General features: G+C 40.1%; 15 protein-coding genes. 7 read left to right on the top strand and 8 right to left on the bottom strand.

The window, feature by feature from the left end; translation table 11 throughout:
* Both sdaAA and QM959_RS03840 read left to right on the top strand, forming a co-directional pair.
* Positions 1-873, top strand: a complete 873-nt coding sequence (gene sdaAA, locus QM959_RS03845) for an L-serine ammonia-lyase, iron-sulfur-dependent, subunit alpha (RefSeq protein WP_414371553.1) — start codon at positions 1-3, stop codon at positions 871-873.
* Positions 874-894: 21 nt separating this feature from the next.
* Positions 895-1,527 carry an HAD family hydrolase gene (locus tag QM959_RS03840; RefSeq protein ID WP_414371552.1) on the top strand — a complete coding sequence of 211 codons (633 nt, stop codon included), beginning with the start codon at positions 895-897 and terminating at the stop codon, positions 1,525-1,527.
* A 260-nt stretch (positions 1,528-1,787) separates the two neighbouring features.
* Here the strand turns inward: QM959_RS03840 and QM959_RS03835 are convergent, their stop codons facing one another.
* Together QM959_RS03835 and QM959_RS03830 are read right to left on the bottom strand one after the other, a co-directional pair.
* Entirely contained in the window at positions 1,788-3,638 is a 1,851-nt protein-coding gene (locus tag QM959_RS03835) for a polysaccharide biosynthesis protein (RefSeq protein ID WP_414371551.1), read from the bottom strand.
* An 85-nt stretch (positions 3,639-3,723) separates the two neighbouring features.
* Positions 3,724-4,554 (bottom strand): glycosyltransferase, encoded by an 831-nt coding sequence (locus tag QM959_RS03830; RefSeq protein WP_247935210.1) that lies wholly within the window; start codon positions 4,552-4,554, stop codon positions 3,724-3,726.
* Positions 4,555-4,708: 154 nt separating this feature from the next.
* Here QM959_RS03830 and QM959_RS03825 point away from each other — a divergent pair, with 154 nt between their 5' ends.
* The 5 genes from QM959_RS03825 (at position 4,709) to QM959_RS03805 (ending at position 9,104) form a co-directional block, all read left to right on the top strand.
* A complete protein-coding gene (locus tag QM959_RS03825) occupies positions 4,709-5,875 on the top strand; it encodes a CynX/NimT family MFS transporter (protein WP_414371549.1) in 1,167 nt (388 codons plus the stop codon).
* Between the two features lie 291 nt (positions 5,876-6,166).
* A complete protein-coding gene (locus QM959_RS03820; protein ID WP_138701588.1) occupies positions 6,167-6,493 on the top strand; it encodes a PadR family transcriptional regulator in 327 nt (108 codons plus the stop codon).
* Positions 6,480-7,073, top strand: coding sequence for a DUF1700 domain-containing protein (locus QM959_RS03815; protein ID WP_414371547.1), 594 nt, complete (start codon positions 6,480-6,482; stop codon positions 7,071-7,073). The genes QM959_RS03820 and QM959_RS03815 overlap by 14 nt, the downstream gene beginning before the upstream one ends.
* The gene (locus QM959_RS03810; protein WP_247935207.1) at positions 7,066-7,977 is read left to right on the top strand and encodes a DUF4097 domain-containing protein; all 912 of its coding nucleotides are present in this window, start codon (positions 7,066-7,068) and stop codon (positions 7,975-7,977) included. The genes QM959_RS03815 and QM959_RS03810 overlap by 8 nt, the downstream gene beginning before the upstream one ends.
* Before the next feature lie 62 nt (positions 7,978-8,039).
* Positions 8,040-9,104, top strand: coding sequence for a DUF6574 domain-containing protein (locus QM959_RS03805; protein ID WP_414371545.1), 1,065 nt, complete (start codon positions 8,040-8,042; stop codon positions 9,102-9,104).
* Positions 9,105-9,190: 86 nt separating this feature from the next.
* Here QM959_RS03805 and QM959_RS03800 read toward each other — a convergent pair whose 3' ends face one another.
* The 6 genes from QM959_RS03800 to QM959_RS03775 form a co-directional block, all read right to left on the bottom strand.
* A complete protein-coding gene (locus tag QM959_RS03800) occupies positions 9,191-9,490 on the bottom strand; it encodes a cysteine peptidase family C39 domain-containing protein (protein WP_414371543.1) in 300 nt (99 codons plus the stop codon).
* Positions 9,483-10,061: a hypothetical protein gene (locus tag QM959_RS03795; protein WP_414371541.1), complete on the bottom strand. Its 579-nt coding sequence runs from the start codon at positions 10,059-10,061 to the stop codon at positions 9,483-9,485. Before QM959_RS03795 ends, QM959_RS03800 begins: the two co-directional genes overlap by 8 nt.
* Before the next feature lie 11 nt (positions 10,062-10,072).
* Positions 10,073-10,765: an ABC transporter permease gene (locus QM959_RS03790; RefSeq protein WP_414371539.1), complete on the bottom strand. Its 693-nt coding sequence runs from the start codon at positions 10,763-10,765 to the stop codon at positions 10,073-10,075.
* Between the two features lie 23 nt (positions 10,766-10,788).
* Positions 10,789-11,652: an ATP-binding cassette domain-containing protein gene (locus tag QM959_RS03785; protein ID WP_414371537.1), complete on the bottom strand. Its 864-nt coding sequence runs from the start codon at positions 11,650-11,652 to the stop codon at positions 10,789-10,791.
* Positions 11,653-11,684: 32 nt separating this feature from the next.
* A complete protein-coding gene (locus tag QM959_RS03780; protein WP_414371535.1) occupies positions 11,685-11,906 on the bottom strand; it encodes a hypothetical protein in 222 nt (73 codons plus the stop codon).
* A 93-nt stretch (positions 11,907-11,999) separates the two neighbouring features.
* Entirely contained in the window at positions 12,000-12,923 is a 924-nt protein-coding gene (locus tag QM959_RS03775; RefSeq protein WP_414371533.1) for a helix-turn-helix domain-containing protein, read from the bottom strand.
* Between the last annotated feature and the right edge of the window lie 7 nt (positions 12,924-12,930).

The following is a 12,930-nucleotide window of genomic DNA, read 5'->3' as shown; positions in this document are numbered from 1 at the left end:
ATGTTTTATTCTATCAAAGAATTGGTCGAGCAAGCAGATCTAGACTTTCAAGGGAATGTCGCAGAACTCATGATTACAACAGAGTTTGAATTGACCGGTCGCGAACGTGAAGAAGTCCTCCTTCTCATGGAACGAAATCTAGAAGTCATGAAAGCCTCTGTCCAACTCGGCCTCAATGAAAATAAATCTCGTAGTGGCCTGACAGGTGGAGATGCTGCCAAATTGGATCACTACATCAAAAGCGGAAAAACTCTATCAGATTACACGATTCTCTCTGCTGCCCGAAATGCCATTGCAGTCAATGAGCACAATGCCAAAATGGGCTTGGTCTGCGCTACTCCGACCGCTGGAAGTGCTGGCTGTCTCCCTTCCGTTCTCACTGCTGCTATTGAAAAATTAGACCTCAGCCACGAGCAGCAGCTGGATTTCCTCTTTGCTGCGGGCGCCTTTGGACTAGTCATCGCAAATAACGCCTCTATCTCAGGCGCTGAAGGTGGTTGCCAGGCCGAAGTTGGTTCGGCCTCTGCTATGAGTGCTGCCGCCTTGACTCTGGCTGCAGGTGGGACACCTTATCAGGCCAGTCAAGCCATTGCCTTTGTCATTAAAAATATGCTGGGCCTCATCTGTGACCCTGTTGCAGGTTTGGTCGAAGTTCCCTGCGTTAAACGCAATGCCATGGGAGCCAGCTTTGCTTTCATCGCAGCAGACATGGCCTTGGCAGGTATCGAATCTAAAATCCCTGTGGATGAGGTTATCGATGCCATGTACCAAGTTGGTTCAAGCATGCCAACTGCCTTTCGTGAAACAGCTGAAGGTGGACTCGCTGCCACCCCTACTGGTCGTCGCCTCCAAAAAGAAATTTTCGGAGAATAAGCTTATCAAATAGGAGAAATCATGACCTCTATCACAGCTATCTTTTTCGATCTGGATGGGACCCTCGTTGACAGTTCTATCGGGATTCACAATGCCTTTACCCATACTTTTAGGGAGCTGGGGGTGCCTAGTCCTGATGCCAAAACCATTCGTGGTTTTATGGGACCGCCCCTTGAAAGTAGTTTTGCGACCTGCCTGCCCAAAGAACAAATTTCTGAGGCTGTGCAGATATACCGTTCTTACTATAAGGAAAAAGGCATCTATGAAGCTCAACTCTTCCCTCAGATTGTAGACTTGCTTGAGAAGTTATCAAGCAGATATCCTCTTTATATCACCACTACAAAGAATACCCCTACCGCTCAAGATATGACTAAAAACTTGGGAATCTATCATTTCTTTGATGGAATTTATGGTTCCAGCCCTGAAACACCTCATAAGGCCGATGTCATTCGCCAAGCCTTACAGGCACATCAACTAGCACCAGAACAAGCCATCATCATCGGAGATACCAAGTTTGATATGCTAGGAGCTCAAGAAACAGGTATTCAGAAATTGGCCGTCACTTGGGGATTTGGAGAGCAAGCAGACTTGCTAAACTATCAACCCGATTATATGGCCCACAAACCCTTAGAAGTTTTGGAGTATTTTCAATAATACTCTTCGAAAATCAAATTCAAACCACGTCAACGTCGCCTTGCCGTATAGATGTGACTGACTTCGTCAGTCTTATCTACAACCTCAAAACAGTGTTTTGAGCAACCTGCGGCTAGTTTCCTAGTTTGCTCTTTGATTTTCATTGAGTATAACATAGACTTGGCAACCACTCCATTTCAGAAGAAACTGAAGAAGTTTCTACATAACAAAACGCATATTACCAAGGTTCTCCAAGACTTGATAATATGCGTTTTTCTTTTTTATTCAACGTGGGTGGTTTGATTGGCAAAGGCAATAATGGCTTGCTTCAATTCATCTCCACTGAGAGTTCGGAACTCTTCAATCTTTTGATCGATGGCTTCTAGAGGCATGACATTAACCTTACCAACGAAAATCTTATCCATAACCTGGTTATCAACGAGTTCGGTTGATACCAAGAGTTCTTCGTAGAGTTTTTCACCTGGGCGGATTCCAACTTCAACGATTGGAATTTCGCTTTCGGTGTGCCCACTTAGAAGAACCATTTTCTTGGCCAAGTCATAAATCTTGACTGGTTTGCCCATATCAAGGATAAAGACTTCTCCATCCTTGGCATAAGCACCAGCATGGATAACCAGACGGCTAGCTTCTGGAATAGTCATAAAGTAACGGGTCATGCGGAAGTCTGTCACCGTTACAGGCCCACCTTCAGCAATCTGACGTTCAAAGACTGGAATGACACTACCACGGCTCCCCAGAACATTCCCAAAACGAACTGCACAGTAGGTCGATTGGCTACGTTGGTTAAAGCCAGTGACAATCAACTCCGCCACGCGCTTGGTTGCTCCCATAACATTTGGTGGATTAACCGCCTTATCTGTCGAAATCATAACCATCTTAGGTACTTTGGCTTCATCAACAGCCTTAGCAACATTGTAGGTTCCGCGGATATTGTTTTTGAAGGCTTCTTTGGGATTGCGTTCCATCATAGGAACGTGCTTGTGGGCAGCCGCATGATAAACAATAGCTGGCTTGTACTGCTCAAAGACTTGCAACAAACGGTCATAGTCTTGAATGTCCGCAATCACAGGTACATAATCAATCCCTTGGAACTTACGAATCAATTCATGATAAACAAGGTAGATTGAGTTTTCCCCATGACCGAGCAAAACGATGCGTTCAGGGTTAAAGCGGCTAACTTGGCGACAGATTTCAGAACCGATTGAACCACCAGCACCTGTAACCAAGATTGTTTTTCCCGTAAGTTCTGTGCCCAGACGCGATTCGTCAAGACGAATTTCCTGACGACCCAAAAGGTCCGTAATATCAATTTTTTGGAACCCAGTACCTGCTTGGTGAAGTCCCTGAACAACTGTTTCAACCTTAGGCATCTTGTAACATTTGACACCCAGTTTATTACACATCTGCAGGATACGCTCATATTCTGACGGATCAAGTGACGGAATCGCAACGATCACACGCTCGATTTGATGGCGTTTGGCTAATTCAGGCAGATTGTCATAAGAGCCTAAAACAGGGATACCACCAAGCTTTTGACCCTTTTTCTTAGCATCCTTGTCCAAAATACCAACAAGTTCTAATTCACTAGTTGGATGTTGGTAGCTGTTCATAAAGAGAGCTCCACCATCGCCAGCTCCAATCAAGAAGGTCCGACGGTGTTCTCCATCCCCACTTCCTTGTTTGCGTTTAGAGTAGATTAACTGCCAAGTAATCCGTGGCAATAAAATCAAGAAGGTACTCAACAAGATAAAGAGAATGATGAAACGGATTGAAAAGAGGGGCAAGAAGGCATAGCATATACTATATGACAAGACACTGCTAACAGTCACACCAAAAAAGATTTTCATGAAATCCGTAATCTTGCTGTAACGACTAATACTAGCGTTCAATCCCCAAAATGCAATCATCAGTTGATAAAACAGGAAGGCCAAACTCGTATAGATAATGTAGTCAACAGGTGCTGGATTAATCAAGCCATAGAATAAGATATAAGATACAATGATGGAAACCACCATACTCAAAATATCAAATATTCCCCAGAAAACCTGTTTTTGTTGTTTATTTAAAATTTCCACCAGATCAATCACATAATCTGTGAGTTTTTTATTCATAGAAATTTACTCCTCCTTAAAAGAGCTGAATAGTTATATTGTTATTATAACACTTTTTCTCTAGTTTACGATTTGCTACAATCTTTTACTTGCTTTTTCTTAACAGTTTCATAAAAATAAACTGTCGGACAAATCCTGGACAAAGGGCAACCACCATCTGAATCGCAACACTCTTGGCATACTCCATGTAAGAAATTTGTCCTCGCTTCAGCATCCGCTGACGAGCTTGACGATAGAGTTTGAGATAACGCAGTCCCCCACGACGCTCAAACATCCCTGCTCCGACACGAACCTGACACAAGATTTGATCCAGATTTCCAGTCCTAGCTCCTGCAGCAATCATATTGAGCCAGAGGAGGTCATCCTCCATATAAAGGCCATCTTCATAATTGCCAGCCTTGAGAACCATATCCTTCTTGAACATGACAGTCATGTGGTTAAAGGCACTTCTCATCCTTTGATAAGCCACAATATCTGCATGTTGAGTCGGAACACGACGGTAGGAAACAATCTCATCAGGATTATCAATAAACTCTGCAATATGTCCACCTAATAGGTCGAGGTTGTCCTTCTCCATTAGTTGAACCTGTTTCTCAAAACGGTCTGGAACAGCTATATCATCCGTATCCATACGGGCAATAATATCATACTGACACTGCAAAACACCCTGTCGAAGAGCCAGACCCAAACCTTGATTCTGCTCAAGAGGATAGCGTCTCACTGGAATATCAGACTCAGCTTCAAGCTGGTCTAATGCCTGATAGAGCTCAGGAGTCAAAGGCCCATCCTCAACCAAAACCAATTCGCTCGGTTTCAAGGTCTGATTTTGAACACTCTCAATAGCATCCTTTAAAAATATCGGATTTTCCTTGATATAGACCGACATCAATACGCTGATTTTTTGCTTTTCAGACACAGTTTTTCTCCAATGTATAGATTTCCTTCCACTATTTTATCATAATTTTCAAGACTTTCCTATTTTTATCTTGAAAGCCCAAAACCTGACTTGACATTATAGGGAAAAAGCCTTAAAATAAGCTGTTATTAAAATCAGCTAGAAGAGGTATTATATGAAAAAGCAATCACTCTTTTTTGTTCCAGGAATTATCCTGATTGGTGTTTCCTTGCGGACTCCTTTTACTGTTTTACCCATTATTTTGGGAGATATTTCGCAAGGTCTAGGAGTAGAAGTTAGTTCGCTTGGTGTCCTAACCAGCCTTCCCCTCCTTATGTTTACCCTCTTCTCGCTATTTTCTACCCGACTGGCTCAGAAAATTGGCTTAGAACATCTCTTTACCTACAGCCTCTTCTTCTTGACTATCGGTTCTCTGATTAGACTAATCAATCTGCCCCTGCTCTATCTAGGAACCTTGATGGTTGGGGCAAGTATCGCAGTCATCAATGTTCTACTTCCTAGTCTTATCCAAGCTAATCAGCCAAAGAAGATTGGTTTTCTGACCACCTTATATGTAACTTCTATGGGGATTGCAACAGCTCTGGCTTCCTATCTAGCTGTGCCTATTACACAGGCCAGTTCTTGGAAAGGACTTATCATCCTCCTTACCCTGCTCTGTCTAGCAACTTTTTTGGTCTGGCTCCCTAATCACCGCTATAATCACAGATTAGCTCCACAAACCAAACAAAAAAGCAAAACAAAGGTCATGCGTAATAAACAGGTCTGGGCAGTGATTGTCTTTGCAGGTTTTCAATCCTTGCTCTTTTACACAGCTATGACCTGGCTACCTACAATGGCCATCCACGCAGGCCTATCCAGTCACGAAGCTGGCTTGCTGACCTCTATCTTCTCTCTGATTAGTATTCCTTTTTCAATGACCATCCCAAGCCTAACAACCAGCTTATCTACTCGCAATCGTCAGCTCATGCTCACTCTGGTTTCACTAGCTGGCGTGGTCGGCATTTCCATGCTCTTTTTCCCAGTCGGTAATTTCTTTTACTGGCTTGCCATCCATCTCCTCATCGGAACCGCAACCAGCGCCCTCTTCCCTTATCTCATGGTCAACTTTTCACTCAAGACAAGCGCTCCTGAAAAGACAGCCCAATTGTCCGGCCTATCTCAAACAGGAGGCTATATTCTAGCAGCCTTTGGGCCAACCCTCTTTGGTTACAGTTTTGACCTTTTCCACTCTTGGGTGCCAGCTGTAGCTGCCCTCTTGCTCGTCGATATCCTGATGACTGTGGCCCTCTTTAAAGTGGACAGAGCCGATAAAATCCTCTAAACTTCTAGTTTTGCCTAGAAGTTTTTTATATATAAAAATTTTACACATTTCTCTTGACAGGGCTTTCTTTTAGATGTACAATGTATATGTAGAAAAATTATATATAAAAATTTTATACTCAATGAAAATCAAAGAGCAAACTAGGAAACTAGCCGCAGGTTGCTCAAAGCACTGCTTTGAGGTTGTAGATAAGACTGACGAAGTCAGTTACATATATCTACGGCAAGGCGACGTTGACGTGGTTTGAAGAGATTTTCGAAGAGTATTATACATTAGAAAAGGAGGTTTCCCATGTACTTTCCAACATCCTCTGCCTTGATTGAATTTCTCATCTTGGCCGTACTGGAGCAGGGTGATTCTTATGGGTATGAGATTAGCCAAACCATTAAGCTGATCGCTAATATCAAAGAATCTACACTCTATCCTATCCTAAAAAAATTGGAAAGCAATAGCTTTCTGACAACCTATTCTAGAGAGTTCCAAGGTCGCATGCGCAAATACTACTCCTTGACAAATGGTGGTATAGAACAGCTCTTGACCCTAAAAGATGAATGGACACTCTATACAGACACCATCAATGGCATCATAGAAGGGAGTATCCGCCATGACAAGAACTGAATACCTGACTCAGCTAGAACTCTATCTCAAAAAACTGCCTGAAGCTGACCGCATCGAAGCCATGGACTATTTCAGAGAACTCTTTGACGATGCTGGAGTCGAAGGAGAGGAAGAACTCATCGCTAGTTTGGGAACTCCTAAGGAAGCAGCCCACGAGGTTCTAGCAAATCTTCTCGATAAAAAAATCAATGAAGCGCCTGCTCAAAAGAATAACCGACAAATTTTGCATATCGCCTTGTTAGCCCTCCTTGCAGCCCCTATCGGAATTCCTGTTGGAATTGCAATTATCTTAACCATTATTGCGCTTTTTATCGCATCTGCCTCCGTCATTCTAGCCTTCTTTACCATCTCTGTGACAGGTATCCTACTGGGCGGACTCTTTATCGTAGAGAGCTTTAGTATCCTCGCCCAAGCCAAATCAGCCTTTATCTTGATTTTCGGTTCTGGCTTACTGGCTATCGGTGCTTCTTCACTAGTCTTACTAGGTATTTCCTATGTAGCTCGCTTCTTCGGTCTACTCATTGTTCGTCTGGTGCAATTTGTTCTAAAAAAAGGAAAGAGAGGTGACCAGCATGCGTAAATTGACAAAAGGATTTCTTATCTTTGGTGTTGTGACTACCGTTATCGGATTTATCCTGCTCTTTGTAGGTATCCAATCTGACGGGATCAAGAGCCTACTTGCCATGTCCAAGGAGCCTGTCTATGATAGTCGGATGGAAGAGCTGACCTTTGGCAAGGAAGTCGAAAACCTAGAAATCACTCTTCACCAACACGCGCTCACCATCACAGACTCTTTCGATGATCAAATCCACATTTCTTACCATCCATCTCTTTCTGCTCACCATGATCTTGTCACAAATCACAACGATAAAACTCTGAATATCACTGATAAGAAACTGTCTGAAACTCCATTTCTCTCTTCTGGAATTGGTGGGATTCTCCATATCGCAAGTAGCTACTCTAGTCGTTTTGATGAAGTTATCCTCCAACTGCCAAAAGGAAGAACTCTAAAAGGAATCAACATTTCAGCCAATCGTAGACAAACTAGTATTACTAATGCTAGTCTTGAAAATGCGACCCTTAATACAAATGGTTATCTCCTCCGAATTGAAGGAAGTCGAATCAAAAACAGCAAACTCACAACCCCCAATATCGTCAATATTTTTGATACAGACCTTACAGATAGTCAGCTAGAGTCAACAGAGAAGCACTTCCACGCTGAAAATATCCAAGTCCATGGTAAGGTTGAACTGACTGCCAAAAAGTATCTCAGAATCATCCTAGACCAGAAAGAGAACCAACGAATTAACTGGGACATCTCAAGCAACTATGGTTCTATCCACCAATTCACAAGAGAAGAGCCTGAATCAAGAGGTACGGAATTAAGCAACCCTTACAAAACTGAAAAAACCGATGTCAAGGATCAACTCATTGCTAGAGCTGATAATAATATTGAGCTAGTATCCATACCAAACAGACGTTGACAAAAGCGCTTACATCTGCTACTATGGAAGCATATTTATCTAACTAAAAAGGAGGTTCTACCATGAAACAAGAATGGTTTGAAAGTAATGATTTTGTAAAAACAACAAGCAAAAACAAGCCTGATGAACAGCCCCAAGATCTTGCAGACAAGGCTGAAGAAGCTATAGCCGATCTTAATACGCCAATTGAAAAAAATACTCAAGTAGAGGAGGAAGTCTCTCAAGCTGACGCCGAACTGAAAAGCCAGCAAGAAGAGAAATTTGAAACTCCTGAAGACAGTGAAGCGAGAACAGAAATAGAAGAAAAGAAGGCATCCAATTCTACTGAAGAAGAGCCAGACCTTTCTAAAGAAACAGAAAAAGTCACTATAGCTGAAGAAAGCCAAGAAGCACTTCCGCAACAAAAAACAACCACCAAAGAACCCCTTCTTATCAGCAAATCCTTAGAAAGTCCTTATATCCCCGACCAAGCTCCAAAATCTGCGGATAGATGGAAAGAGCAAGTGCTTGATTTTTGGTCTTGGCTAGTGGCAGCTCTCAAATCTCCAACAAGCAAGCTTGAAACAAGTAGCAAACATAGTTACACGGCCTTTATCTTGCTCATTCTATTTTCTGCATCTTCCTTTTTCTTTAGTGTCTACCACATCAAACAAGCCTACTATGGACATATAGCAACTATGCATAATCACTTCCCTGAGCAATTTGCTTCATTAAATCTCTTTTCGATCATCTCTATCCTAGTAGCGACAACACTCTTCTTCTTTTCATTCCTCTTGGGTAGTTTCGTGGTGAGACGATTTATCCACCAAGAAAAGGACTGGACGCTAGAAAAGGGTCTTCAACAATATAGCCAACTCTTGGCCATTCCAATTTTTCTCACTGCCATTGCTAGTTTCTTTGCCTTCTTTGACAGCCTGCGATTTACAGCCCTCTTGTGTGTGATTAGCATTGGAATCATTCTGCTTGCTAGTCTCCATATCATTACAAGACCAAGTCAAACAAGTGAAACCGACTCCTTCTATCAGTTATTCTTATCTGTCCTTGTGAACGGAGTCATTATCCTCCTCTTCTTTGTAGCTGAAGTGGCACTGATTGGGGATTACCTTCGTATCTTGGCCTTTCTTTAAAATTAAATCCTGTCATCCATGGCAGGATTTTTTCTATGTTAAAAAGCAAGTCGACTGACCTGCTTTACTCTTCTTGTGCTAATGTTTTAAAATCTTTTTCTAGGATGGGTTGTATTCCTAGAGTTCCGTAGTATGATAACGTTGCTATGAAGTTCGTTATTCCAAATATTATACAAACTAGGAGTCTCAATTTGATAAGAATCCGCATCAATACCACAGTTTTTTAGTATATCTTCTATATCAAACAAAGACAGTCCTTGGTGGTTATCGTTATCAAATTGTAGACTATCTAAATGTTCTAATTTTGGGAAATAGTAAGAAATGATTGTCTTTACACAAGCCATTCCACAATCCAGCAAAGTTGCTTGTTTATAGTGACTAACCATTATTTTCTCCTTTTTCAACACTTATCTTACTATAGCCATCAACTTCAATGATGCTATTCGAAGTTTGATTTGTGGTAGGAACCCTTAAAATTTCTCCTGTATTGTTTGTATGCAAAGTATAGATTCCATCAAAGTCTTCAGGAACTGTAATAGATACATCTCCAACAAGTGTATCTACAAAAATTTTTTCGAAAGTCGCATTTTTCCCTAAAGAAATGGTTACATATAACTTGTCTTTCCCTTGTGAACTCAAAGCCAAATTAAAGCCATGTTGTGAAAATGGAATATATAGACTATCTGAACTCATTTTAACGTTTTTAGTTATGTTATTCACTGATTCTTCGGAAACTTTTCCTTCTATTTGAACACTTGTTTCATCTGATTCACTCTTGACAACTTTAACATCAATTGCTTGCTTTGATCCATAAAACTCTAACGTTTTAATACTTTTAGAAGAGAGAGTCCATGATTGTTTCACACTGATTGTCGTCTCTCCCCGCTTTAGGGTTAATAAAATTCCAGCTACTACAAACAGTAACAACAGCCCAATTGCTATTCCTATTTTTTTCATCGCTAGTCCTCCTATTTAAATTCTTTTTTACTGAATACAACAAACGTAAGCATGATTACTGCTAGACTTGCCACTATAGGATAGCATACGTTTGTAAGGGTAAATTGACTAAAACTTGGTGATACTTTCAAATTTAAAGTCATTAGTAAATAGTCTCTCACACTCTCACCAGAGTTTGGAAGAACATAAACCAGTAGGTTATCAAATAGTAAAATGTAAAGTGTATAAATCATACATGATTCATAAACCTTATCAAATATTTGAAAAATCAATAAGGAGATACTGATAATAACCAAATAGTATGGTAGTTGGTGTAAAAATGTCGAAACAATCAACACCAAGTCTCCCTCCAAATAAACAAGAGCTGTTAAACTATAAAAAATAGTTACATATAGGAAAGACAAACAAAAGGTTCCCAAAGTTTTATATAAAAATAACTTCCATCGTTGTTTTTCTTTTGTGAGCAGAATATTGATCGTGCGGAAACTATAATCTTCCCCCCAGAAAAATAAATTAGCAGAGATGAAAAGCAAAGGAATAAAACCACTCACATTTGAAATCAATACTCGAAATGCTGGTTCATCTTCATTCGATGACTTAAAAAATAAGGAGAATAACAAAATCAATAATCCTATCAACAAACTAGGAAGCACTCCTCTTTTTTCCCAGTAAAATTTATACATATCTGCTTTAAGAGAATTCATGACTCCCCTCCTTTCTTAAATCATCAGATAATATTGCGCAAATAGTAGTCCTCAAAGCGTTCCTTCTTAATATAAATATCCTGTATCACTAGATTTAAAGCAACACTATATTCCAAGATAGCCATTAATTTATCCTTTTCTGGCACAACCAGATAGTCATCCTGCTCAAAATGAACAATGTCCTCTTCTTCTAAAAACATTTTTAGAATCTGATTATCACTCGTCTTAAGGAAGAGCTTTTCCGACAAATCATTTGCTAGCTCTTTTGAACTCATCACATTTAGAATTTTTCCTTTTTTCATGATGATATACTTATCTGTTATAAACTCCAACTCTGATAAGATATGGCTGGAGATTAAAAAAGTAACTCCCAACTGATCCCTTAAATTCAAAATCATTTTTCTTAAATCTGAAATCCCTTGAGGATCTAAACCATTCACGGGTTCATCTAAGATAATAAGCTCTGGATTATCCAAAAGCGCAATCGCAATCGATAACCTCTGCTTCATTCCAAGGGAATAGTTTTTTACTTTTCTATCCCATGATGGTTTGGGCAGACGAACCAATTCCAACATTTTTGTGATATCTGTCTTTAAACCAAATCTTGTTTTATAATATTGCAGGTGTTGACGTCCAGTCAAGTTTGGATAAAGGGCAGGTGATTCAATAATACTGCCAATCTTATGCTGAGAAACACTCTTGATTTCTCCCTTATCAGCTTGAATTAGGCCTAAGAGAATTCTCATTAATGTTGTCTTTCCAGCACCATTTTCACCGATAAGACCACATATTTCCCCTTGCTCAATATCAAAGGAAATATTATGGAGAACCTGTTCTTTTCCATATGTTTTATCGATATTTTTAAGACTTAAAATCACACGATTCATAGTTTCTCTCCGTTCATTGTATCTTTTGAGCATCATGGATTGTCCTCCACCTCTGAAATCCCAAAATTCCTAACATCTGTAACTTCTTCAGGCAGAATTAAAACTCGCTCTTCGCCTGCATCTAAAATAGCTAGGCGAAGGACTTCGTTATTTATCGCTATCTCTACCAACTTTTGCTCAGTCATGTTATTTCGAAACACCAAACTGTGGCGAGTCTGTGTAAAAGTCTCTAGCGAGATACTAAGATTCTCCATCTCTTCCTCCTACTCTAAATAACTCAATTAACCCTTCATTACATCTCTAGTTTAACGCTTTCAAAAAGAAAAAAACATGACAAAAATGTCATGTTAGCTCTTCATTTCCTCAAAAGTTTTTAAATCTCTTTCTTTCTCTCCAGAGATGCGCGCTTCTAATACTTGGTCTCCAAATGCTTGAGCGCAGATAATGGCTCTATCGTATAAGCGGATGGCTTTTTCTTTATCCCGTTTATGAAATAAGGTACACATAGCTTCTAGCATATCTACGATTGGTTTCTTTTGAAAGTCCTGGGATAAAATCATCAATCTATTCATTGCCTTAACATAAGGCTCAAAAGTAGAGTAGGACTTTTCCATCCATTGAATGGTAAGTGACGAGATAATAACTTGTTTTAGCATATAGTTTGTATCCAAACTAGAAGTATTCGTTACCCTAAGAACTTTATGGGAAAGATTCCAAAACACCTCTCTATCATATACATTTGGCCTAGCTACACATGTTGTGAAGTACAATTTTATGAGAAGCAAATCATTGACCGAATAGTTTTTCTTTATCTTTACTTGTTCAAAATATTCATCAAGTAAAGCATCGCCAAAACCTGCATCTTCACTTACAAAGACATCAAAACTAGCTTGTAAAGCACCAACTGCAATCTGCTCATCCTCAGGCAGACTGTCATAATAGTGTTCGTAAACTCTGTCAAACAACTCTTCCTTAAGCTTGATTCTGTCATCATCTCCATAAGTTTGAAATTTAATGAGTTTATCTTTTAATATCAAGTACTCTGAGGGTAAAATCATATGATCCATATCTACTATATGTGAAATTGGACAGCCTAGATTGTGAGCTATATACTCTACCTTGGATAAACTCGGTGAAGACTGACCTGATTCAATCCGTGCTAATTGGCGTACTGTTATCTCGCTTTCATCATCACAAAGAGTTTCTCGAGTGAGATGTTTCATCTCTCGCAACATTCGGATTCTTTTGCCTACTTCTTTCTTAATATCCATATCCTCG

This window comes from Streptococcus mitis (assembly GCF_047459985.1).
In the GTDB taxonomy this organism is placed as follows: Bacteria; Bacillota; Bacilli; order Lactobacillales; family Streptococcaceae; genus Streptococcus; species Streptococcus mitis_DZ.
Note: the sequence above shows the minus strand (reverse complement) of the source record. Positions and strands in the feature narration are given on the sequence as shown.